At 44.8% G+C, this 24,820-nt stretch carries 20 protein-coding genes; 8 read left to right on the forward strand and 12 right to left on the reverse strand.

What is annotated here, in order from left to right; all coding sequences use genetic code 11:
* Positions 1-157: 157 nt before the first annotated feature.
* From QE357_RS07435 to QE357_RS07460, 6 genes are all read right to left on the reverse strand, one after another.
* A complete protein-coding gene (locus QE357_RS07435) occupies positions 158-577 on the reverse strand; it encodes a DUF2752 domain-containing protein (protein WP_309706561.1) in 420 nt (139 codons plus the stop codon).
* A gap of 3 nt (positions 578-580) precedes the next feature.
* Positions 581-901 (reverse strand): CD225/dispanin family protein, encoded by a 321-nt coding sequence (locus tag QE357_RS07440; protein WP_309706562.1) that lies wholly within the window; start codon positions 899-901, stop codon positions 581-583.
* 549 nt (positions 902-1,450) lie between these two features.
* The gene (locus QE357_RS07445; RefSeq protein ID WP_309706563.1) at positions 1,451-2,575 is read right to left on the reverse strand and encodes an aminotransferase class I/II-fold pyridoxal phosphate-dependent enzyme; all 1,125 of its coding nucleotides are present in this window, start codon (positions 2,573-2,575) and stop codon (positions 1,451-1,453) included.
* A 40-nt stretch (positions 2,576-2,615) separates the two neighbouring features.
* The gene (locus tag QE357_RS07450; RefSeq protein WP_309706564.1) at positions 2,616-3,086 is read right to left on the reverse strand and encodes a hypothetical protein; all 471 of its coding nucleotides are present in this window, start codon (positions 3,084-3,086) and stop codon (positions 2,616-2,618) included.
* Between the two features lie 53 nt (positions 3,087-3,139).
* Complete coding sequence (locus tag QE357_RS07455) at positions 3,140-4,618, reverse strand: SusD/RagB family nutrient-binding outer membrane lipoprotein (protein WP_309706565.1); 1,479 nt, start codon at positions 4,616-4,618, stop codon at positions 3,140-3,142.
* 54 nt (positions 4,619-4,672) lie between these two features.
* Positions 4,673-7,888 (reverse strand): SusC/RagA family TonB-linked outer membrane protein, encoded by a 3,216-nt coding sequence (locus QE357_RS07460; protein ID WP_309706566.1) that lies wholly within the window; start codon positions 7,886-7,888, stop codon positions 4,673-4,675.
* A 920-nt stretch (positions 7,889-8,808) separates the two neighbouring features.
* Between QE357_RS07460 and QE357_RS07465 the strand changes: the two genes are divergently transcribed.
* The 3 genes from QE357_RS07465 to QE357_RS07475 all read left to right on the forward strand — a co-directional run bounded on the left by QE357_RS07465 (position 8,809) and on the right by QE357_RS07475 (position 11,770).
* Positions 8,809-9,282, forward strand: coding sequence for a septal ring lytic transglycosylase RlpA family protein (locus QE357_RS07465; protein ID WP_106635663.1), 474 nt, complete (start codon positions 8,809-8,811; stop codon positions 9,280-9,282).
* Positions 9,283-9,389: 107 nt separating this feature from the next.
* Entirely contained in the window at positions 9,390-9,815 is a 426-nt protein-coding gene (locus QE357_RS07470; RefSeq protein WP_106635541.1) for a DUF2846 domain-containing protein, read from the forward strand.
* Positions 9,816-9,919: 104 nt separating this feature from the next.
* Positions 9,920-11,770 (forward strand): hypothetical protein, encoded by a 1,851-nt coding sequence (locus QE357_RS07475; protein WP_309706567.1) that lies wholly within the window; start codon positions 9,920-9,922, stop codon positions 11,768-11,770.
* Between the two features lie 146 nt (positions 11,771-11,916).
* On the opposite strand, the gene QE357_RS07480 is transcribed toward QE357_RS07475, so the two are convergent.
* Complete coding sequence (locus tag QE357_RS07480; protein WP_309706568.1) at positions 11,917-12,918, reverse strand: aldo/keto reductase; 1,002 nt, start codon at positions 12,916-12,918, stop codon at positions 11,917-11,919.
* A gap of 86 nt (positions 12,919-13,004) precedes the next feature.
* Positions 13,005-13,895 (reverse strand): AraC family transcriptional regulator, encoded by an 891-nt coding sequence (locus QE357_RS07485; RefSeq protein WP_106635544.1) that lies wholly within the window; start codon positions 13,893-13,895, stop codon positions 13,005-13,007.
* A 288-nt stretch (positions 13,896-14,183) separates the two neighbouring features.
* Between QE357_RS07485 and QE357_RS07490 the strand changes: the two genes are divergently transcribed.
* Both QE357_RS07490 and QE357_RS07495 read left to right on the forward strand, forming a co-directional pair.
* Complete coding sequence (locus QE357_RS07490) at positions 14,184-14,420, forward strand: hypothetical protein (RefSeq protein WP_309706569.1); 237 nt, start codon at positions 14,184-14,186, stop codon at positions 14,418-14,420.
* Between the two features lie 377 nt (positions 14,421-14,797).
* On the forward strand, positions 14,798-17,365 hold the full coding sequence (locus QE357_RS07495; RefSeq protein WP_309706570.1) for a TonB-dependent receptor: 2,568 nt from the start codon (positions 14,798-14,800) through the stop codon (positions 17,363-17,365).
* A gap of 184 nt (positions 17,366-17,549) precedes the next feature.
* Here the strand turns inward: QE357_RS07495 and QE357_RS07500 are convergent, their stop codons facing one another.
* Positions 17,550-17,975 (reverse strand): phosphoribosylaminoimidazolesuccinocarboxamide synthase, encoded by a 426-nt coding sequence (locus QE357_RS07500; RefSeq protein ID WP_309706571.1) that lies wholly within the window; start codon positions 17,973-17,975, stop codon positions 17,550-17,552.
* A 31-nt stretch (positions 17,976-18,006) separates the two neighbouring features.
* Here QE357_RS07500 and QE357_RS07505 point away from each other — a divergent pair, with 31 nt between their 5' ends.
* Entirely contained in the window at positions 18,007-18,327 is a 321-nt protein-coding gene (locus QE357_RS07505) for a hypothetical protein (protein ID WP_309706572.1), read from the forward strand.
* An 814-nt stretch (positions 18,328-19,141) separates the two neighbouring features.
* On the opposite strand, the gene QE357_RS07510 is transcribed toward QE357_RS07505, so the two are convergent.
* Positions 19,142-21,322: an FAD-dependent oxidoreductase gene (locus QE357_RS07510; protein ID WP_309706573.1), complete on the reverse strand. Its 2,181-nt coding sequence runs from the start codon at positions 21,320-21,322 to the stop codon at positions 19,142-19,144.
* 784 nt (positions 21,323-22,106) lie between these two features.
* A complete protein-coding gene (locus tag QE357_RS07515; RefSeq protein WP_309706574.1) occupies positions 22,107-22,859 on the reverse strand; it encodes a LytTR family DNA-binding domain-containing protein in 753 nt (250 codons plus the stop codon).
* A gap of 145 nt (positions 22,860-23,004) precedes the next feature.
* On the opposite strand from QE357_RS07515, the gene QE357_RS07520 reads away from it, so the two are divergent.
* Both QE357_RS07520 and aac(6') read left to right on the forward strand, forming a co-directional pair.
* The gene (locus QE357_RS07520; protein WP_309706575.1) at positions 23,005-23,646 is read left to right on the forward strand and encodes a hypothetical protein; all 642 of its coding nucleotides are present in this window, start codon (positions 23,005-23,007) and stop codon (positions 23,644-23,646) included.
* A gap of 89 nt (positions 23,647-23,735) precedes the next feature.
* The gene (gene aac(6'), locus QE357_RS07525; protein ID WP_309706576.1) at positions 23,736-24,173 is read left to right on the forward strand and encodes an aminoglycoside 6'-N-acetyltransferase; all 438 of its coding nucleotides are present in this window, start codon (positions 23,736-23,738) and stop codon (positions 24,171-24,173) included.
* Positions 24,174-24,213: 40 nt separating this feature from the next.
* Here the strand turns inward: aac(6') and QE357_RS07530 are convergent, their stop codons facing one another.
* A complete protein-coding gene (locus QE357_RS07530) occupies positions 24,214-24,792 on the reverse strand; it encodes an RNA polymerase sigma-70 factor (RefSeq protein ID WP_309706577.1) in 579 nt (192 codons plus the stop codon).
* Positions 24,793-24,820: the final 28 nt, after the last annotated feature.

Below are 24,820 nucleotides of genomic sequence, written 5' to 3' on the forward strand. Positions count from 1 at the left end.
AATAGTAAAATAACTAATCAGTCGGATGAATAATTATCCGTATAAAATTAGGTGTATGAATTGGAATATGAAAGAAAAGTTTGGCAATGTGCGAATAGGTGGAATATAGAATGGCAACTGGTAATGAACTTTTGCCAGAGAAGCTAAGGCATTTCATTTACTGAGGAGCCAGCCAGTTGAAGGGAGCCATAGGAATATTGCGAAGAATCCAGAAAAGACAAACCAGCGTCAGTAAACCTGAAATGACCTTGGGGTTTCGGTACGCTTGGGGTAAGGTTTCAAATCCTAAACCGAGGAGGTGCGTTCGGATACTCAGTACGAATCCAAGGCTGAGGTAAGGGATCATCAGTAGCAGCAAAGCATTAAATCGGAATGCCTCCCGAAAGTTACCGTGTAGTAATTGATGCAACGCTCGCTGAGCTCCGCATCCGGGACAGTGAAGACCTGTATATTTATAGAAGAGGCAGGGCGGAAAGAATGCGTGCTCTACCGGGTTAAATTCATAATAGAGAAAAATGACGGCTACCAGAATAGCCGCCATTATCCAGTAAATAAAAAGTCGTAAAGTAGAAACCATGGATTAGTAAGTGCTGGGAACGCCACCACTCTTGAGGGTACTTGATATAAGTGCTCCGTAGAAAATCACCAAACCTAGCCATAATACCACGCCAACGGCCAGCGGAACGAGTGTCCAGAGTTTAGCCTGACGGGCATCACTGTCAGCACCTGCATAATCACCCAGATTATACTTGGTTTCAACCCGGGCTGCATAAACTACCCCTACAACGCCTAGGTAATTGCAGCAGAAAAGAGTAACCAAAATTGCCGGAACCAGCCAGTTATAGGGCTTGGGTGGTGTGTTGAAAGAGGAATCGGTTGGGAAAGGTGGTACAGTACTCATAGAAGGTTAGGAGATTTAGGTTGAGACACGGTTTATTAGTGAAAAATGAACCGCTTGATTTGAGAAATTAACTTTTGCAATATGTAATAAAGTTTTGAAAACTAAGCGGATAGGTGAATTAATTAATGGTTCGTAATAAAAATTGAGGTATTATACAACAACCCTGAAAAGACAACCCCGGAGGGGTTCAATATGAATAGCCCCGGATGATAATCCGGGGGACTAGTCGGTTATTTCTACCCCACCAGAGGTTGTTGTAAGTAACCTCTGTGAATGGAGCCTGGGTCTATCCAGACCGGGTCCATCCAGACCGGGGCTATTCATATTCAACCCGGGGGGCTGAATAGAAGTTGAGGTAAAAATCGAAACCGTTTATTTTGATGTAATTCCTATATTAATCCTCGGATTATCATCCGGGGCTACTCGTATTCAACCCCTCTGGGGTTATTGTCATACTGAGTAAAAACTGAAAACAGACCACCGAAAACAGTAAATGAAAAAAAACCGCCCTGAAAACAGAGCGGTTCAGACATATAGAGCAGAGGTTGATTAAGCAAGAGTATCGAACGCTTCTCCAAACGCCTTCATTTCGTCGAGCGTACCCATGGAGACGCGGCACCAGTGTTGGCCGGCGAATTCCCAGTTTCGAATGGCAACCCCTTTCTGAGCCATTTTTTCAACGAACGATTTACCGTCCGATTTGAGTGGGAAAAGCACGAAGTTGGAAGACGAAGGCAGGTATTCATACCCTTTGTCTTTCAAGACTTTATACAGATATTCTTTCGATTCTTTGCACTTGGCTTTGGAGTAAGTAATAAAATCCTCATCCAGGTAGCTGGCGATGGCTCCCTTCATGGACGTAGCTGAAATGCTGCCGCCGCCCGTGCAATATTTATTAATTTCTCTCAACGTTTCGGGCTGCCCAATAAGGTAACCAATGCGTAGTCCTGCAAAACCATGAACTTTTGAGAAAGTGCGGGCGATGAGGACATTATGGCCTTTGCGAACCAGTTCCATCATGCTGCTGGCTTTGGGGTCAGCGGCGTAGTCAATATAAGCTTCGTCGATGAAGAGGGGTTTTTTCTTAGCCATATCTTCACAAAAAGCCGACATTTTAGAAGCATCTTCCAGCACACCCGTCGGGTTATTCGGATTGCAGAGATAAACCAGTGAAGTTTTGCTGTCCACAGCCGCCGCCATTCCGTTGAAATCGTAAGTGAAGTCTTTGGTAACAGGGACTTTCTTGAACGTATTACCCAGATCAGAAGCGGCCCGCAGTAATTGCATATACGTTGGGTCGCCGCCGACGATATTGGTGCCCGAACCGCCTTTGATCGTGTAATAAATCCCCGAAGCCATCAGTAACTCACCCGAGCCAGCCCCAAGCATGACGTGTGCTTCCGTAACGCCGTTTTCCTTAGCAATCATTTTACGGAAGGCCATCGCCGCTTCGTGCTGGTACATCCAGCCGCTGGAAACGGCATCGGCAATAGCTTTCTGAGCTTTTTGAGAAGGACCGTAAGGGTTTTCGTTTTTATTCAGACGAGCCTTCACAGCCATACCTGCCAGGTGAGGCAAGCCGACTTCCGCTGCTTCGGCGGGTCGCCAGAAATCAGGTACGGTGGCTCCGGCAATAGCTAAAGCCCCGGATTTAAGCCAGTTACGACGGTTCATCGATGCATAAGTTTAGACGTGTATGTTAGATTGATGTATTTTACTTGACCTGAACGGCTGACAGACGCGTAAAGGCCTGCCCTTTGTATTCGCCCTTCCAGCTAATAGCCGCCCGATTCCCCGAAGCCGGAGTCGAAATGCCCAGTTGAGCCCAGGTCATTGCAAAGGTTACAATACCTTTACTATCGGTCGTTGCTTCGCCAATCTGGGTGCCATTGCGAAGGGTTAATTTGACAGGTAAATTGGCTACCGGAATGGAATCAATGCCTTTGGTATGATCCAGAATATTCGTCTTGTCCAGCTCCAGAATTCGGGCGATTAGCGTAGTAGCTTTGGTACCGTCCAGTGTTACCGTAGGTTCGGTGGCAAAATCCATTTGGTAAGGGGCTCCCATTACCTGCACCAGTACGGGCGAAACTACCCGGGGAACAAAGGGATCTTCCGCTTTTTGACAAGCCGTTATGAAACCAAAACCAATCAGGAAGGTGAGGGGAGTGAAGAATTTTTTCATGAAATCTGTCGCTTAAGCTTCATTGCTGAGATTAATACCTGCTGAAAAGTTGTTTACTTTTCAGCCCACCAGAGTTTGGTTTTGAAGTCATCGGCACCGCCGTTGAGGGCAATACCTGCTTTCATGTTCACACCATTGAGAGAAGCCTCCGAGCCAGGGTACGTCAGGCGAGTGGGTAAGACACCATCATTCGCAAAAACTGAACGAGGATCTTTGGCGGGGAAAACGGGCAAGCCCGTCCGACGCCATTCTACCCAGGCTTCTACGCCATTGGCAAAGAGACTAATCCATTTTTGCTCCATAATTTTTTCGCGAGTAACTGTTCCCACCGTCGTGAAATAGCTGGCGGGCGTAGTTAAGCCGTATTGGGCCATGGAGGCGTTCACGCCTTTCTCGAAGTAATCTTTTGCTGTCGCTGTTCCACCATCAATGTCACCGTCGATGGCCGCTTCTGCCAGAATGAAGTTGAGTTCGGCCAGCGTCATTACTACTTCTGGAGCATCGGCTTTGGTAAACGTGGTTCCAATTTTAGCCGCTGTAGAAAGGTAAGTCGTTGCGATGGCATCGGGTAAGCCATTAGGAACGCCCTGCCAGACATTACCCTGCTGGGTACCGTAAACATCGAGCCGGGGGTCATTCAGGGAAACTAACTTATCAACCAGCGTTTTCGATAAATTCCAGTCGGTCCGGCTCCCCCAAATCATGGTTTCATTCCATTCGTTATTGGAAGGGCGAGACGTGGTGGTTTTTAAAGTCGCATTATCGTCATTACTGGTGAAAATGGGGTACGTCGTAGGGTCAGCCAGAATTTCCTTCATAATGGCCCGGGAGGCGGCAGGTTTCTTAGCCGCCTGACGATTTGCTAACCGCAACCGCAGGGAGTTGGCAAATTTCTTCCATTTCAGAATGCTGCCACTGTAAACAATATCTCCCGAAATAGCCGGGCCCGTAACCGAAAGCTTTTCATTTGCCGTTTTCAAATCCGCGAGCATTTGCGTGTAAATCTCTTCCTGCGAATCGTACTTAGGTGTTAAAATCGGGGAGTCAGTGCCGCCTTTGAGAGCTTCGGAATAAGGGATAGCTCCAAACGTATCCGTTAATAAAGAGAAAACCCAGGTTCGCATCACCAAAGCCACGCCGTAGTAATTCGTATGAGGCTGGCTGCCATTTTCGGCGGTGATCGTTAGGATTCGCTGAAAATTCAACTGCGAATCATTGAAGAACGACTGCCAGTTATTGAGCATCAGGGCCTGCGAAGCTTCGTAGTTATCGCCTTCATTGGAATAAATATTCCGGCCCAGGTGTTGAATCCATAACTCAGCCGCATCTAGATTCAGTCGTTCAAAACGGGTACTAGTGCCCCAATAGCGATCAATAGATTTCTCCAGACCGTAGGTTAACAGATACTGGGGTGAAATAGTAGTAGGACTGTTGGGGTCTTTGTTAATGTTATCAAATCGACTCGTACAAGCGGAAGAGATCAGGGCAATTCCGGCTGCTAGGGTTATATTTTTCAGTGAAAGTAGCTTCATTTTTCAGTGATTATCGGTGATTAATCATCAAGCGAGTTACGGGTGATCCGCTCGTTAGAATCCAAGACTCAGGTTAAAGCCCATACTTCTGGAAGAGGGCAGTTCACCATAACCAAAGCCCTGGGCATTGCCGCCATTGGCATCAATTTCAGGATCAGCGTGGGGGTGATTTCGGAATAACATCGCCACATTGCGACCCACCACGGAGAGGCGGGCGGACTGCAAGCGAAGCCGTTTGATAATTGCCGAAGGAATCTGATACCCGAAAGAAACCTCCCGAAGCTTGACATAGGAAGCGTCAAAAATGGCGGCTTCGTGATAGTTACGGGGGTTGTTATAGCCATAATACTGATTGGCTGCCACGATGGTTGAGTTTGGGGTAAAGGTGTAGCCGCCGTCTGCTCCGCGAACGGCACTAACACCCTGACCAATCACGCCTTCTTCCCGACCTATCGCAGTTTCCGCATACTGACCCGTCCAGCGGGCGTTGGCCGTTCCTTCATCGTACATATCGCCGCCGATTTTAGCATCAATCAGTGCGGAGAGAATAAATCCTTTGAAGGAGAACGTATTTGAGAAACCGCCCGTCCATTTAGGCTGAACATTACCAAGGATTTTCTGCGTTGTTGAGCGGACAGGTAAGCCATTATTCAGCACCAACTGCCCGGTATACTGACCGCTGGGATCATAATAAGCCGCTGAAGGGTCAGAGCTTTGTACACGTTCAAACCCATAGCCATATAGGGTGCCATAAGGCTGTCCGGCCCGTGCTTCCAGCGTTAATCCTCTTCTTTCGTTGATAACCAGGTTATTAAGGACGCCTGGCAATAACTCAATCACCATGTTACGGTTACGGGCAAAGTTCAGACTCACGTCCCAGGAAAAGCCGTTCTTGAGTTTCAGCGGCGTTCCGGTAATACTGATTTCTATACCCCGGTTTCGCATTTTACCAATGTTCTGAATGGCCTCGTTGTAACCCGTTGCTTTTGATAACTGAACGGGAATGATCTGATCTTTTGTAGTTTGAGAGTAGTACGTTACATCCAGACCCAGACGTCCCCGGAAGAAACGGGCTTCCAGACCGGCTTCCTGACCCGTTGTGATTTCAGGTTTCAGAAGGTTATTGGGCTTACGGGTGGGTTCAAAAAACTCGGGTAAGGAGCCGTTCCAGGACGTAGCTGGTGTGAAACTTGGCATCAGGCGATAGGGATCGGTGTCGTTACCTACCTGAGCCAGACTACCCCGAACTTTCAGGAACGAAAGCACGCCATTCTTCAGCGAAGGCACCATGTCGGAAACTACCGCACTTAAAGCCGCCGAAGGATAGAAGTAACTGCGATTACTGGCGGGCAGTGTAGAAGACCAGTCATTCCGGGCGGTAAGATCCAGAAAGAGCATGTTTTGCCAGCCGAGGTTCACGGCTCCAAATACCGACTGACTTTCTTTTCGCTCAATGCGGCTGGCAACTGTGTTTTGCGTGGCGATGGAATTGGCCAGGTTATACACCCTGTCCACGACCAACTGCCCCACGTTTGTATAATTTCGTTTGTAATAATTCGTCCGTAAAAGAGCACCCGCTGTAGCGTTCAGCGAAAAAGCTTCGGTAATGTCTTTTTTGTAGGTAAAAATGACATCGGTATTGTTCTCTTGGCGGCGAATAACTTCCTCCGAGTAGGCTCCGTATACTCGTGTACCGTTTCGAACGCGTTCGAAATTACCGACGTTAATAGCGGTTTGCGTCCACAAATCCGTACCGGAACGAAGCATCACACTCAGGTCGGGAAGAATTTTGTAAGTCATCGCCATATTGCCCACTAACCGATCTTTGGTGTCGCTGCTGGGTAACATTTCCTGAATGTAATAAGGGTTCGTGAAGAAGGTATGCTGCCAGTTGGGTGGGTTACCGTCGCCCGCTTTTTGGATATGGACGCTGGTATAATCCCGCCAGTTGCGAATCTTATTCCAGTCGGTCTGGCGGTGTGACCAAATAAATTCCTGGCCACCCGAGTAACCCCGGTTGCCAGAGCCGCTTTGAATGTATTCCGCAGAAAGTGATACGTTAAGTTTTGGGGTGAAGTTATAATTGGTATTGAGTTTGTAATTATTCCGGTGATAATCATTGTAATACATAATGCCCTTCTGATCCAGCCGACCTAAGCCCAGCCGGAAGCTGCCTTTGTCATTACCGCCCGAAATCGCAATATTATTTGACCAGGTACTTCCGGTTTGCCAGAAGTCCTGATAGTTATGAGGCATGGGGACCAAAGGAGCTACGTCCGTGCCCGTCCACCACTGGCGAACCAGTCGACCGTCCATCGGAGCACCCCAGCTTTCATCGGTGCCTTCCGTTCCGGTCAATGGAGCATAAGGGCCATAGGCAGCCCGGTACTGGGCAATCTCATTCGGATCGGTAATGGCACCGCTCCAGCCGTCGTGGTACCAGGTACGGTAGCCGTTGCCGCCGCCGTAGGTATTCTGGAAGTTTGGAGAAATCCAGGGACGTTCGACGGTGTAGTTCGTGTTTACTTCTATACCAATACCCTGTTGCCCTGAGCCATCTTTCGTTGTGACCAGAATCACGCCATTCGCTGCTCGTGAGCCGTATAAGGCAGAGGCCGAAGGGCCTTTCAAAACCGAAATATCCTTGATGTTCTCCGGGTTAATATCCGCAATGCCACCGCCCAGGCGTTTGCTGAAACTTTGTTCAATCGGAACGCCATCCACAACGATCAGTGGCTGGTTGTTATTGGTAATTGAAGAAGCTCCCCGAATCTGAATCGTTGAACCCGAGCCCGGCCCGGTGCCAGATTGTATGCGTAACCCCGCCACTTTTCCCGAAAGGGCATTGGCCACGTTTGCAGGACGAACCTCGGCTACGGCTTTTCCGCTGAGGCTCTGCTGGGCGTAGCCCAGAGCTTTTTTCTCCCGTTGAATCCCTAATGCCGTTACTACTACTTCCGTTAACTGCCCCGCTTCTGGTTTCAGATACACCTCAAGTGAGGTTTGGGTGGTGATGGTTACTTCCTGTTTGATGTAACCAATGAAAGAAACGATCAGAGTGGCTCCACCGGCGGGAATCGTCAGTTTAAATTGTCCATCGCTGTCAGTGGTAGTGCCTATCGTAGTACCCTTGATGGATACGGACGTACCGGGTAGCCCCAGCTTGTCATCATCCGAATATACTTTTCCGCTAAGAATCTGACTCTGAGCCGAAACCGTAAAAGACCAGCCCATCAACAAGGCCAGAAGCCATAGTAGATTTTTCTTCATAAATAATTTTGGTCAAGCGTGATAAATGGGAGATTCAACCATTTGTAGTTGAACAAAAAGAATACACGGGTGTACAGAAAAGGGCAGGTAAATCAAGGCCCACTGCCGCTGGAAAGGATGTAGCGTCAGAACCTAAAACTTGGGATAAAAGAGGTATTGCATGAGTAGATGTTCCGAGTAGTGCGTTAGTTATAGTGGAAAAAACGATTGCGGAAACAAATTTCATACGTACGGCCACAGGTCAGGGAAAGGGCCGCAATCTTTCCGATTGACCTGTGGAACCGTAACGTAAACTGCGTGATCATGTTTCCGGAAAACATGTCACTCAGTGTCAGAGCGTAACAAGCGGCGTGTTACGTTACTTCATTAGTAAAGTATAAGTCAATTTCTATACTAGTCAGGTAACCACACTAACGCATAGGTTATACGTTAGTTGATTCACGTAGTAAATCAATCCGTCATCAACTGATTTCTTTCCTTCCTGACTAAAGCAAGCTCTCCATAGTGCGGCCAGGCAAACTTACTTCAGAAGAGAGTTCTAATTCTTGAACTATTTATAGGTACAACGTTATATGTATTTTTTATAAAAACCAAATTATGAAGTTTATTTTTTATGTAAAACGGGACAATATTTTGCTAAATATGATTTTTACGGAATTTAATTATAATCACAGGTAAATAATTTATGGTAATAATTATATGAATGGCAAAAAGGAGGTTTTGAATGCGAGAATGAATGATTACAAAGAAAATTGAATATTTTAAAGTTAATTATACTAAATAGGTCCAGAATCAGTTATAGTATATAGCTGAATTTAAGGCAATTACCATGCGTAATAAAGAATGCTCGGAATAATAATTTGGCAGTTCAGTCAATCCGAGCCATTTTTGTGCTGCTTACCGAAACCCCCATATTTGGCATGAAACTACCAGTATTGAAGATTTCGGCTCTGTTGAGTTGTATGACTTTTTGCAAAGCAAAAGCTCAGGGTGTGGCGGAGATAACGGGCCTGGCGTCAATTTATCACTCAAAGTTTGAAGGTAAGAAAACCGCCGCGGGCGAGCTCTTTAACCAGTCTTTCCTAACCGCCGCCCACAAAACCTTACCGTTTAATTCGCTCATTGAAGTCATTAATCCCGATAACAAAAAATCGATTATTGTTCGGATCAATGATCGAGGGCCTTACAGGCATCATCGTTTGATTGACCTATCGGAAACAGGGGCCAGATTGCTTGGGTTTCTGGGAAAAGGTGTTGGCGAGGTGACCATCCGTATTTTACGCCTGGGCGGAGCTACCACTCCTAAGGCTCTGCCTGATCTCGAACCTGAAGCTAACTATTTTGCGGCTGATTCGCTCATCAGACGCATGAGCAGCGTTCGGATTCAACGTTAGGCAAACATTCTTCAGAAAGGTTCGTTGGTATTATAGAGAGGAATATTTTTTTATTCCCATTCCCACTTTGTACCTTTAAATGACGAATAGAATTAATCATAACGAGTATGGACGAGACGCTTCATCCACTTTCCTGGCTTTCGGGCTTAGTTTGGGGCAAACCTGAAGAGGATCTGCCCGCCCAGGAAGCGACCATCTATCTGTATCGAGTAGGGGAGAAAAAAGCTTTTTTCCGTCGTTTCAAGATTTGGATTAATGGTAAGTACATCGGTAAACTGGACAACTGGGGCAGCATGGCCCTAAAACTGGAACCGGGTACGGTGCATATCGAGACAGCCCTGAGCGGCTTAACCATTGTGCCAAGATTACGTGAACAGGTAACCCTGGATGTAGAGCCCGGTTGCGAGTATTTTGTGGAAGGCAATCATCGATCCGGTATGCTCAGAGGTTCTTTAGGACTAAGTGAAGTGACTGAACCGACCTTTCGCAAGTATGCAAATTACCTCAAGAAAGTCGGTTGGCGAAAGATATAAGCAAGACGATTGTGTAGAAAGCCCTGAATTCAGTCAGGGCTTTTTTTGTGATTAAAAAATGCCCTGAATCGAGTATAAAGCCGTTTTAGGGTTCTTTCCTGATTATGAAACGTTCAGTTATGATGCTGGGAGCGGCCCTGGGCCTGACTCAGTTGGGACAGGCTCAGACGGGGAGCCCGCAGGAGCCGGTTCGTTATGTGGGTGGAGTAACCGTAGATCCCAGTCTGCACGAAGGCCGACTTCGGTATGCCATCGGCACCGAAAATCGACAAACCATGCGGGCTAACCGCACCCATCCCGAAGAATCCGATGGTTACGGCTGGACGTATAACCATGCTTCAAACCTCTGTTACTGGAACAATACCTTTTTTCAGCAATACCTCAGTAACCCCGTAGACGAGCATGTGGCTCCGGGACAAACGCTTCTGATGACCTCCAGCGATGGTCGCCACTGGAATAAGCCACAGGTAGTTTTTCCGCCCTATCAGGCTCCGAAAGGTGTAGAAATTCCTAAGGGGTACAAAGGCTACATGATGCATCAGCGGATGGGCTTTTACGTTGCCCCCGATGGGCGTTTATTAATGTTGGCTTTTTACGGTCACACGGAAGATCCCTTCGGAAAAGGCGGCATTGGCCGGGTGGTACGGGAAGTCTATAAAGACGGTTCTTTCGGCCCGATTTACTTCATTCGTTACACGAGCCACGCTGACTGGAATGAGTCAAACACAAGTTATCCCTTCTATAAAAAATCGACGGATGCGGGTTTTGTCAAAGCCTGCGACGATCTGCTGAAAGATCAGTTAATGACTTTTCAGTGGTATGACGAGGATCATGGACTGGATGGTTTTTATGGAGGAAAGGAAGCCGGACAAGCTTTGTCCTATTACCACCGCAAAGACGGGAAAGTAGTGGCTCTCTGGAAAAAATCATTAACGGCTCTTTCTTCCGATGAAGGAAAAACCTTTTCCAAACCCGTAAAAGTACCGACTCTGCTTATGTCAGGGGGGAAACAATGGGGACAGAAAACGGACGATGGTCGTTATGCCATTAGTTATAACCCCATCGAACAGACGCAGTATCGTTTCCCACTGGTGGTGATTACGGGTGACGATGGAATCATTTTCGATGATATGTTACTGGTGCAGGGGGAGTTACCCGTCCGTCGGTTTACGGGTCGCTGGAAAGATTTTGGGCCCTGCTACATGCGGGGCATTGAGGAAGGCAATGGTAACCCGCCGGGAAATGATATGTGGCTGAGTTACAGCATGAATAAAGAAGATATCTGGATCAGCCGAATTCCAACGCCCGTTACTTACGCAGTGAAAGGGACCGTTAAAGATCACTTTGACCAGTTGGAACTGGATGGGGCGGTGCCAAACTGGAACATCTATGCTCCGAAGTGGGCTCCGGTATCAGTAGCGAAGACGCCCGGAAAATCGGGTAAAAGTCTGTTACTGGAAGACAAGGACTTGTACGATTATGCCCGGGCCATTCGGGTATTCGAAGAAGGCACGCATCTAACGACGAAACTAAAAGTATACGCAGACCCCAGTAATACCGGGGTGTTGGAAATTGATCTGACGGATCAGTACGGCAATCGTCCCGTTCGCATTCGGTTTAACGAAAAAAATCAGATCATCGCCACCGACGGCAGTACCGAGAAAGTGCTACAGGAATACCAGAAAGGGCAGTGGTATGACCTGGAAGTACAAACCCTGGCGACGTTGAAGGGCCATTTTTCGGTAAAAATCAATGGAAAAATCGTGCTTGCAAAAGCTCAGCTAGCGGAGGCAGTGAAATCCATTGAACGTCTATCGCTTCGAACGGGAGCCTACCGAAATTTACCCAATCGGCAAACGCCTAATGAAACTAACGATCCGCCGTTACCCAATGCAGATATTCCCACGTCACCCACACGGTTTTATATTGATGAAGTAGTGATTGGGAAACCGTAGGATGGAAGTGCGAACTACTGGTACAGGATTCCAATCCTGTACCAGTGAAAATAAAGTATTTTTACACTTGTCGAATGGAGTAAACAAAAAAGGATAATTGCATCGTCTGCAATTATCCTTTTTTGTTGGTTACGATGGAGTAACTATTAATGGTTTACCAGTTTCATCGACCCTTCGCTGTATCGCTCACCCGTATTAGGGTATTGTTGGAGGAGCGTTTCGATGCGTTGTAAATCTTCGGCGGAAAGCTGTACTTCGGAAGCTGCAATGTTTTCTTCGAGATAGCTAATCCGTTTGGTACCGGGAATAGGTATGATATCCTCGCCCTGAGCTAATACCCAGGCTAGAGCTAACTGCGTGCCTTTCAACCCTTTCTCGGCAGCGAGTTGCTGTAAACCTTCGGCCAACTTGCGGTTATTGTCCAGGTATTCTGCCTGATAACGAGGGATGGAACGACGAAAATCATCTGGAGCGAGCTGATCGGCTTGGGTAATGTTATCAAATAGGCCCCGAGCCAGTGGCGAGTAGGGAACCAGTGTAATGCCCAGTTCACGAATGGTTGGTAAAATTTCCGTTTCCAAATCTCTGCTTAGAAGCGAATATTCGGATTGCAGGGCAGTGATGGGATGCACCTGATGGGCCTTGCGGATGGATGCCGCTGAAGCCTCCGAAAGACCAATGTAGCGTACCTTACCCGCTTGCACCAAATCTGCCATGGCACCTACCGTTTCTTCAATGGGTACGTTCGGGTCCACGCGGTGGGCATAGTATAAATCGATGGTATCAATCTTCAGACGTTTCAGACTCGCTTCTACGGCAGTTTTTACCCACTCAGGCGATCCATCAAAATAGGTTCCTGCTGCGGCACTGCTGCGGGCGATTCCGTCTTTAAAGCGAAAACCAAACTTGGTAGCGATGAAAATCTGATCGCGGTGCGAAGTCAACAGTTTTGATAGCAACTCTTCGTTAGCTCCATTGCCGTACATGTCAGCCGTATCCCAGAAATTGATACCCCTTTCAAGGGCTCGCTCCAGGGTAGCGATGCTTTGCTGTTCATCGGTAGGGCCGTAGGCGAAGCTCATCCCCATACAGCCTAGTCCAATTGCGGATAGTTTTTCTCCGGTGTTTCCTAAAGCTCTGTAATCCATGACTTATGTGTTTTGTAGTGACTGCGGCAAAAGTAGAGCGGATTACAACGGGAGAAAAAGAAGATTCAAACGAAAAATTATAAAATTCAAACACAGCCCATTCGAACTTCCCGGGGTGTTTTTCCCGTAGCTTTCTTGTAAAAATTATTGAAGTAGCTGGCATATTCGAAACCCAGTGAACTGGCAATTTCGGCTACGGACCAGTCGCTGTGGGTGAGCAGTTCGTTGGCTTCCACGATGATTCGGGAGGCAATATGTTCGGTCGTGGTTTTGCCTGTTATTTCACGAACGGCCCGGTTCAGGTGATTGGTGTGAACAGAAAGCTGGCGGGCAAAATCCGTAGCCGAGCGTAACTGAAGCTGGTTTTGCATGGAGTCGATGGGAAACTGTCGTTCCAGTAATTCCAGAAAAAGGGACGTAATGCGGGAAGAAGCATTCAGCGGTGGCTCGTAGTCATTCACAGGCTGCATTTTCAGAGCCTGGTGGACAATAAGGTGAAGATAACTACGCAACACATCCTGTTTAAAGGGATACGTTGACTGATTTTCAGCCATCATCTTTCGGAAAAGCTCCGAAATTTCGTTGACGACTGATTCCTCGGGGAAATATATATGCTGTCCGTCCAACTGAAACATGGGCAATTCCGTCAGAAGTTCGTCCCGCTGATGAACGAAAGCCTTATTGAAAATACAGAACCACCCTTCCTGTTCCTGCGATAAGGGTTGCCACAGATAAGGAATCAGCGGATTGGAAAACAGCAAAGCCGGACGGTCAATATTAATGGTACGGTTGGCGTATTCCAGTCGACCTTCTCCAATAATGAGTGTAACCTTATAGTAATCCCGCCGGGAGTAGGGATGCATGCCCTGGCAACTAGCCCGTTCGAATAAATTGATGTGCGAACGTTCGGCAGAAACTTGCTCCTGAGTGGTATAATTAATTCGCTCGTAGAAGCTCGATAAATCTTCTCTTTTCATGGAGGTAAAAGTATAAAATTCAAAGGAGTGTGCAAGTCAGCGTTTACTGGTGCAAGGTGTCATTTTAAGAATCTCTATAAAGCAGTGTCCAGTTTGCCCTAGAGCCTAACTTATCAAACGGCATTACGGAGGCTGAAAAGAAGAGCTATTTTCAGGAGCTTCAACTTTGACTATAAAAATGAGTAGGAAATACAACTTTCAAGACTCCACTGAGCTCGGGATATTATTATTGAAAGTTCGAGGTATTGTCAGAACAAGAAAGGGCTGGAGTTATAGGCCTTTTGCCTCATGACTAATCATGTACATGTCATCGTTGGCTCGAAAGAAAAAAGGCTGGACGGTATATTCAGGGGCTTAAAAAAGTTTACGGCTAAACAAATTTTAAACGCCATTTCTAAAAATCCGAAGGAAAGTCGAAAGGATTGGATGTTATGGATGTTTGAACGAGCTGGACGCAAGAATTCTTCTAATATGAAGTATCAGTTCTGGCAGAACGGGGTACATCCGATTGCAGGGTTCTTGTAGAACGTTCGGAGGATTGGTTATACAGTTCAGCTCGGAATTATTATGGAAAAGGACATCCTATTATTAGAGGTGATACTACCCATATAAATTATAAGGTGATGGGCTAGCATCTGGTACAGGATAGAATCCTGCACCAGAATGGTAGTAATCGAAAATAATGGATGGATAAAAGTAACATAATTTAGATTATAAAGTCTACTAAATCTATATACTTTATAATTTAAATTGTTAGTTTTGTGCCGGACCTTTCAAAAGCCATTCATGAAGCCACGAATTATACCTTATTGTTGAGCACACTCTGAAATCATTGCTGAGCCTTCAGCCTTTTCCTTATTTCATCCCAATCATCATCTGTCCTTACGACGTTTCATTCTCTTATGAGAGCTATTGCTACAACTATACTTCTAACCGTCAGTTTAGTATTGACGTTTTTTTATTCCCAAGCTCAGGAACAGCCCATTATTAACGCCACCGTCTCGGGTACTGTTCTGGATGCCACTTCGGGCGAGCCCTTAGTAGGAGCTACGGTCATTATCAAAGGCACCACCAATGGAGCCAGCACCGATGGGAATGGTCAGTTTAATTTAAGAACCGGCCAAAAATTACCTTTCACACTGATCGTATCCTTCATTGGTTATACTCAGAAAGAAATAGTCGTTCGAGATCGGCAGGTGACCATTTCCCTCGAACAGGCAGCGAATAAACTCGAAGACGTGATTATTTCGTCTCGCCGTCGGCAGGAATCGGCTCAGGAAGTGCCTATCCCCATTTCGGTCATTCGTGGATCTACTGCAGAAGACGCGGGAGCTTTTAACGTAAACCGTCTGAAAGAGCTGGTGCCTACGGTACAGTTATACGTATCCAATGCTCGTAATACTACGCTAAACATCCGGGGTTTAGGTTCTACCTACGGCTTAACAAACGATGGTATTGACCCCGGCGTGGGCTTCTATGTAGACGGAGTATACTATGCTCGTCCGGCGGCCACGGCTCTGGATTTCATTGATATTGACCGTATTGAAGTATTACGCGGCCCTCAAGGAACGCTGTTTGGCAAAAATACTACGGCGGGTGCCTTTAACATTACCACTCGCGGAGCCAGCTTCACGCCCGGAGCTAATGCCGAATTAAGCTACGGTAACTACGGTTTCGTACAAGCTAAAGCCTCTTTAACGGGGCCACTGAGTAAGAAACTGGCCGCTCGTTTATCGTTTACCGGAACGCAGCGGAATGGCTTATTTTACAACGTACATACGCAACTTCCCATCAACGACATCAATAACATTGGCGTTCGTGGCCAGTTTTTATACACGCCGACGGATAACGTAAAAATTACGCTGATTGGTGACATTTCGGATCAAAAACCCAATGGATACGGCTGGCCCGTAGCGGGTGTTGTTCCGACAAAACGGGCGGCTTATCGTCAGTTCAATAACATCATTGCTGATCTGGGTTATGCCTTACCTTACAAGAGTGCCTTTGAACGTAAAGTGGACCTTGATACGCCTTCCAAAGCAGACAACCAGTTAGGGGGTGTTTCGGTCAATGCGGATATTAAAATCGGAAACGGAACGCTGACCTCTACTACGGCCTGGCGTTATTGGAAGTGGGTACCCCTGAACGACCGCGATTACATCGGTCTGCCCGTGTTTACAATTTCTTCGGGTAACTCAGCCCATGATCAGTGGTCGCAGGAGATTCGCTATTCGGGTAAAATTTCACCGAAACTGAGTGGCGTAGTAGGTTTATTCGGCCTGTGGCAGGATCTGAAATCCGATCCCGTACAGACGGAAGAGGCAGGTTCGGCTCAGTGGCGGTTTGCCCAAAGCACCACCAGTGCCCTCTGGAAAACACCCGGTCTGTTTGATAACTTCGGTATCCGTACAACAAACCGCATTCGTAGCACCAGCTTAGCCGTATTTGCTCAGGCCGACTGGTCTATTACCAATAAGTTACACCTGCAACCCGGCGTTCGGTACAACTACGATAAAAAAGTAGTGGATTATAACCGTGTGACTTACGGTGGTCTGCAAACGACGGATGCTGCTCTGTTGGCTCTGAAACGGCTGGTATACACCGATCAGGCCTTTAACACCGATTACGATCAGGGTAATTTCTCAGGGCAGATTTCCTTGCAGTATAAAGCCAATAGTAAGTTTAATGCATATGCCACTTATTCCATTGGTTATAAGCCCATTGGCGTAAACGTAGGTGGCCTGCCAACGGCGAACGGCCAGACGTTGATTGAACTGGCCAACGTAAAGCCCGAATACGTAGATCATAAGGAATTTGGAGTAAAAACGAAGCCTTCATTAAACTCCATTCTGAACCTGACCTTCTATCGTTCGGACATCCGCGATTTCCAGACGCAAGTACAAACACCGGAACCAGGGGTAAACCGGGGGTATCTGGCGAATGCCGAGAAAGTTCGTGTGCAGGGTGCGGAACTGGACGGAAGCATCCGTTTTACGAAATTAAATCTGAATGCTGCTCTGGCGTATACGGATGGTAAATACCTGAAATTCACGAACGCTCCCGTGCCACTGGAAGAAGTGGGCGGAGCTCAAGCCTTCAAGGACATTTCGGGTGGAGTGTTACCGGGCATCTCAAAATGGTCGGGATCAGTAGGGGGTGAGACCCATACGAATGGTACATTCCTTGGCCTGAAGGGTAACTACTTCCTGGGCATCGACGTATTCTATCGCTCGAAATTCTCGTCGAGTCCTTCGCCTTCGGAATACCTAAACATTGACGGGTATTCGCTGACTAATGGCCGTTTAGGCTTCCGCGGTTCTAATGGATTGTCGTTCTTTGCCTGGGCTCGCAACGTATTCAATAAGAATTACTACGAAATGTTACTAGCCGCTCCCGGTAGCTACGGCCAATACGCTGGCATCGTAGGTGATCAACGGATGTATGGGGTAACGATTCGGTATACGTATTAAAGAATTGAGTTTAGGGTAATAAAAAAGGTAATCGTAGCTGGCTGCGATTACCTTTTTGTTTGGAACTGGTCTCACTTAAAACGATGGATAGACTTTAGTCTATAACTGATGACTTTGCAAACGGCAATTCTAAATGATATTTTGCCTAACATTTGAAGGAGAGTGGGCTTGCTCAATATAGGCATTATAGTTTTGATGTTTCGCTATTCACTAATAGCCTTTCTTCAGTCATAATTTTTAGGGCTATTAGGGTGACTGATTGGCCATCAAATAAAGAGCCTGGTAACATTATTAATCGCTTCTTTATTTTTCCCTGATCATCTTTAAATAATACTTCGAATCTAGAACGTGTTAAACCAATAATCGCTCTCTTAAATTTTATGTTTACAATACTACTTCGATCGATAATTGATGCAGTAGAGTTATTTAAACTTATTATTGTTCCATATATCAAATAAATTCCTATAATTCCAAAAAAAATAGAAGGAACTAATTCATTCTTTAAACAATAAAAATAGGATTGATAGAGTGCTATGGCAGAAATTATACAGTAAATTAATAAATAACTGAAAATATTATTTTTAGTTATTTGTATATTTTTATAACCCACCTCGTGTAAGGATTATTTTATCTGGAAGAATATGGCAAAATCCAGTTTTGGTTTTAAATATTTTTTCTTTGCTCATTATGAAATTAGAATGATTAAATTGGATGGGTTAAATAAGCTAATATTAGGTGCTGTATGCATTAAGGTAACTGATATTATTAGAGAAGCATCACCAATAATTCATTCCGTAACCTTCTGGCTAGAGGCATGTTTATTACTTTGTCACTTGGCAGAGCTGATCGACTGCAAAGTAGCTGGGCATGGTAAACTGCTAGATTCTTTAACAAACTGTCATCTCAACCGAAGTGCGAGACTTTATTGGATAATACTATTGATCTTAGAGGGGAACAAATAATTTCTCTTCCCATCATTTATATACGTAAAATTAGATAAGGTTCTTCGCTCTGCTCAGGAATGACAGTCATGGGGGAAACTTAGGTCACAAATATCTTCTCGCTTCGTCGTTGGTATTTAGTAACGTCTCATCAATAACTTATCTCGTAGTCCATTGGCTAGAGGTGTAAAGCTATTTCGATACGCAGCAGAACCGAGTGAATGCGAATGGAAAATATTTGTCTTTAATAAACTGTCATTGCGAACGTAGCAAGAGATACTATTGGGAAATGGGTGAATATTAGGTAGTTAAGCAATTCGCTGTCAAATAATATAAGTCCAGAATTGGGTAGATTCTTTTACTCGGGGTAGCCTAAGAAAGGTTGTTTATCTTTTGTTAGGGGTGGTTTCTAGAAGCATAAATAGCTAGGTACTTAATATGTTACGGGCAATGGTAAAAGGATAAAATCTATCAAGGGAGCTGATTTTGGGTTGTTTGATTTAATAATAGATCTGTCATGAAGGGCTTTACTATAGCAATTTATTACTTCTTAGGTGATTTGTTCCCTCAAACTATTCAGTAAATTATTTTATAAATAATTTACTGAATAATAGCTAATAACTGTCCTTATTCTTGAGTTCTTTAAGCTTTAGAAAGTTATTTTCTATAAGACGAAGCCACTTACTATTGCAAAATAAGTGGCTTTGTCTTATAAATTAGGTATGTTTCAATAACTATATCAGTCAATAAGTTTGGATAATAAAGTTTAACTTTTGATGTTATCCTGCTTTATATTACAAATAAAGCACTTGGAATTTTAAATAAGTTAACGATTTTATATTTTAACCATCCTTAAAGTGTATTTCCTTTGATTTATTATGACGTTCATTAAATAATAACCAGGCCTTAGTGTTGATAAATCGTTTATTGAAATTGCTGGTAATGTTATTTCATTTATTTTTTTATAGTATACTTGTCTGCCATCCTGAGTAAATAGAGTTACGTTATTATCGTCCAGGCTTGTAGGGGCACGAGATAGTTCAATACTAATATTATCATTAAATGGGTTAGGGTAGGCTTTGATAGATATTGCCTCGTTATCAATCGCTGGATTTATGGATACCATATTTGAATAAGTAAATTTACCATCCATATCTACCTGCTTTAATCTATAATAAATTACTTTTTTATTATACCATGCCGTCTTTTTATCTAAATATGAATATTCTTCTTTCATAATACTATTGCCAGATCCATTAATTACATCAATAGTTTCAAAGTTTAAGGAATCGAATGAATATTGAATAAAAAATTTCTGTGTATTCTTTTCGTAAGTAGTGGCCCACTTTAATAAAACACCCTCTGAATTAAGTTGTGCATTGAAATAAAGCCAGCGTACAGGAAGAGGAGCCGGATTGTCGAATGTACGTTCCACCAACGGATTTGTCGTAATTTCTTCCTGTAAGGTTTGTATATCAATAGACTGGACGGGTTGTTTCTTAGAAGCGGCTATCACTGCCGCTACGCCTGCCGCCTGCCCCAGCATCATGAATACGGGTTCCATGCGAATAGATCCATAAGCAATATGGCTTGCTGAAAGACAAACGGGAACCAATAAATTCTGACATTCTTTCTGACGAGGTATAATTGATCGATACGAAATACCATACGGATTTTTTACGGCAATCTCTACATTCCCTTCGTTTTTTACCATTGTTTTCCCCCCCTTCACGTATACAATTCGTTGACAATTATGAGAATCCATTGTATAAGAACCTTGAGCAATCTCATCATTTACACTTACAGTACCCATACAGTTGGCTTCGGTCATGACATAGTCACTTACCATCCGTCGACTCTCCCTGACATAAAGTTGAGGGGTCCAATTGCCGTTGTCGGTGTACTCGTCTTTTGCATATCCCCATTGTTGCATCTGTTTTCGCAAATTGACGGGCACCCTTGAATCATTTGCAAAGAAGTATAAAAGCCCCTTTGTATAGGACTCATGAGCTGCTATTACCGCTTTTCTTTCTTCAATAGAGCCTTCCACGTAGTTGTAATTCATGCCAATCATATCCGTAGAAAATCCACCGAAATTGTTTAGATCCACTTTTTTATTAGGTAATACATTCCAGATGAAGTAATCATGAAGTGATGATTTCTCTGGCTGAACCGACATTAGTCGCACTAGTAGCTCATATTTACTAGCATCGTAATCTGAGGGTTGAGAGAAGGGAATAAAATTGGCAGAGTTATTGGTTAAACAGACCCTGAAATTATATGCCTGAATCTTATTATCAGCTGTACCATTTGCCGCCAAAGGTTTGTTACTTACTCCCCATATTAGGCCTGAAGAGGCTTCACCTGGAGTTTTATAAGGATCAATGTGGTCTGGAAGCTGGTGACCACCTGTTATTTGTACTCCATTGTATTTTTCCTTATAGGTGGTATTTGCCTCTCGGCCGTATGTGTAACTTACTCCTGACTTTGCCATCAAATCGCCTTCGTAGCTACAGTCCATGAATACTGAAGCATTAATTTGTTGGGTTTTACTCGATACCAATACGTTCTGTACTGTAATGCTTTTTATGGTATTTCCTGATTTTATAACACTTTGCAAGCGATAATTTGTTTGAACGTGCAGGTCCTGCAAGTAATAAGAAAAGGCTTTTTTTGCAACCTTAGGCTCAAACGAAAATTGTGCTACTTTCTTACCATAAATAGCTCCAACCCTATTATAAAAATCTCTGGCTAGGCCTTGTATACTTTCAGTTTTGCCTACGTCAGTGGAACCAAGTCCTCCTGTCGTTAGACCTCCTAGGTGGGTAGTAGGTTCCACTAAAATGACTGATTTGCCTAGTTTCTGGGCCGTGTAGGCAGCAATAATACCAGCAGAGGTTCCTCCATACACACATACATCTACGTTAACTACGGGTAAACTTTGTGCTAGTATGGTTCCGTTTAAAGCAAGTAAAAAGAAAAGAACATAGCGGACAACTTTTGTGAAGAAACACATGTTTGTGATTAATTTATAAAATTCAGTTTTGGGAATTGTAAAGTTATGAATAGTTAACTCTAAATTTATATTAAGTAATTATTAAAATTACAGATTATAAATAGGTTTTTCATAGGTCTAACATTTACTTAGTAGAAGTACTAAATAACTATTTTAGTACTACACATAAATTGAAGTAGGTAAATATACTTAACGTGCTTTATTAGATTCAAAAAAATATATTTTAAATCAATTTTAATATGACTATAGAGGCTAGTTTGGTACTTTACCACCAATTTTTTATGTAAAAATACTTAGTTAAAAGTAGGTCAAATAAGTCCTTAAATAATTATATTTTAGTTTCTAAAAATGGTTTGGTTGGATTGCTCTAATAGGTAGTATACTAATTATTCATCATTTGATGATAGTGTTTATTTAATGCTATGTATCAATAGGATAAATAGATTAGGTAGATTTATTTTATTGCCTAAGTAATGGGATGATTGATTAGTGGTAAGATAATAAGTATGAATCTAAAGCTAACGAAGTGATTAGCTATTCGAAGGTAAGCTGCATCGTTTGGCTGTGCATGACAGGCTGGGAAAGGTGTTCCTCTACCATTACTGCCGATTAGTGAAGTATCCCCGAAAAATTAGATAAGACAGGTCTTTTCGTGACCCATTAGGTATAGTATACACCTACTTGTTAGTTCGTCACTCAGCAGAACCGAGCAATTACGAAATCAAGGGAATTAAGTAGATGAGAGCACGAAAAGAAAAATAGGATTCATTGTAGCAACTCCCGCTCAGCTTACCCCAGTCTCCGTCAGTAACTCGCTCACGTACCGTTTATAAACCTTTCCAATTTTCAAACTTTTTCCGCTAACGGTGATGCTATCCGCTTCCAGTATCTCCACGTGTGAAGTATTAATCAGGTGCGAGCGACTGATGCGTACGAAGGTTGGTTTGGGTAATCGCTCCTCGGCTTCCTTCATCGTCAGTCGGGTTACGTGCGTTTTTCGGGGTGTGACGACCTTTACATAATTTTCCAGACTTTCCAGATACCGGATTTCTTCGTAGCGAATCACCTGCTTTTCGCCGTCCACCGTACAGATGAACTCACCCAAATCCACTGGGGGTATTACTTTCGGCAGATTGGATTTCAGGGGAGCTGAAACAGCCAGCGTACTGCGATAAAAAGCGTAAATGCCAAAGCCCGCCAGGGTATGTACCCAGAAGCTGAGGATCGGGGGAAGCGGGTGGGTAACCTGAAATTGCAGCGTTAGAAAGCCATACATACTTAGCGTGTTAAGACTCATAATGAGCAGCGTCCAGCGTATATATTGGCGTTTGCGTTGCTGGAGGTAAAAACGTTCGAAGAGGACTCGGTTATGAAAAACCAGCCAACCGTATAAGCCCAGCAGAAAAAGGTAGGGTAGCAACTGATTCATGCCCGTTCGTTGCTGTAAGTAATACCGGTCTGACACGTAATGGACACCCAACAAAGCCAGCAGACCCAGCAGGTTACGAACGACGACTGAACGAAAGACTTTCTCCATGCAGGCAAGTTACAGCTGGTCTGGGTGGTTTGGAAGTAAATATTGACGAAATAACTTGGTCACTAGCTAAATCATCTGGTCACAGAAAACAGGTAATCAGGAGAAAAGGACGGCAATTTAGGGCTTTCACTTTTAAAGCTTTTCGATGGAGACTCTTCATTCCATTAACCTAATCATTCACATCTCTTTTGGTCTGGCCGCGATGGGACTCGGCGTAGTTGCCCTAAGGGCTCCTAAAAAGCGGGGGCCGCATACCCGGTTTGGTCGTTACTTTTTGTATGCCATCAGTGTAGTCTTGGAAACGGGATTAATGGGGGCAATTCTATTTCGAGCCAGTCCGTTTCTGGTCATGCTTACGCTGCTGGCGGGTTACGTGAGTTATGCCGGATGGCGGATCGTCAGGCTTCGCGAAAAGCGTAGTTCCACGCGTGATGTGGCTTGTGCATTACTGGCCTTTACTTCTGGATTATTTTTTCTAGGTATTGCCAAAACCTCGGACGCGAGCTGGAATCCGTCCGTGATTTACTCCACCTTTGGAGCGTTATCGCTGGTGACTACTTACGATCTGGTCAAACATTACTGGTTGCATGAATCCCTGAAAGGCGGGTGGCTGTACGAACACATTTATAAAATGCTCTCGGCCTTTAGTGCCTTATTATCTGCCTTTGCGGGAAACGTGTTACCACAATGTCAGCCCTATAGCCAGCTAGGCCCTTCGATATTGGGAATGGTGATGATGATCTGGTATATGCGTCAGGTAACCAGGTCACAAGGGAAGCCCGTCTGAAGTACGGATTTCCGTTCGTCCGCAACTGATGTCGCGAATGTCTTCTAAATCCTTACCTTCGGTCGTCTTTCATAAAAATTATCCTCCTGATGTCCATCGAACCCGTTTCTGCCGATAGCCTTAACGAATTAGTCAACCTAGTAGTAGCCCTATGGCCGGAATGCTCGTTTGAAGAGGAGCGGGAGAGTTACCAGCGTCTGCTTACGGCTACCGATGAAGTTTGTTACCTGGCGAAAGAAGGAACGAGCTATTTCGGATTCATTCATCTGACACTCCGAACGGATTACGTGGAGGGAGCTTCGCACTCACCAGTGGCTTATGTAGAAGGCTTATACGTAAAACCGGAATTTCAGCACCAGGGCATCGGTCGGTACCTGATGCAGGCGGGGGAGGGCTGGGCTCGGGAAAAACACTGCCAGGAAATGGCTTCGGATACGGAACTGGACAATGCAGAAAGTCTGGCCTTCCACCAGAAGCTTGGTTTTGAAGAAGCGAACCGAATCGTATGTTTAATCAAAACCCTGTAAAAGATAAATCCAATACCAAGAGTTGGATCAGCAAAGGGGATTATCTCCAAAGGCCGAGCATCAGCCCCAAAGCTATTTCGTGTAAGTGCGTGCGTAAGTGCTTGAGTACCCGGGTAAGGTGATACTCAACGGCTTTTTCGCTCACCTGAAGTCGCTGGGCTATTTCGGGTATGGAAAGCTGTTCGAAACGACTGAGTCGAAAGACCTCCTGTGATTTCTCAGGCAATTCCCGAAGATTTCGTTCAATGGCTTCTGACAAATCCTGGAAATCCAGTAGTTCTTCCGTATCCCGGTCTTCCGTAGCCAGAAAGGACTGATAATAGTTAACAAACTTTTCGTGAACCTGCTCGGATTCAATCAGTCGGATGATTGAGAACTTAAGGGCGGTAAACAAATAACGTTTCAGCTCCTGAATCTGAACCGTTTCTCTGCGTTGCCAAAGGCTGACAAAGAGATCCTGGACCAATTCCTCAGCAGTTTCTTTGGAACGTGTTTTCTGGTAAGCCGCTCGGTAGAGAGGCTTCCAGTACCGTTCGTAAATTTCAGAAAAAGCGGCTCGATTATTTTCTTGCAGAGCTTGCGATAATTCTGCATCACTCCAGCGATTCAGGGCTGCCAACGTACTAGTTGAAAAAGTTTACATACTT

The sequence above is a fragment of the Siphonobacter sp. SORGH_AS_0500 genome (assembly GCF_031453245.1).
Taxonomy (GTDB): Bacteria; Bacteroidota; Bacteroidia; order Cytophagales; family Spirosomataceae; genus Siphonobacter.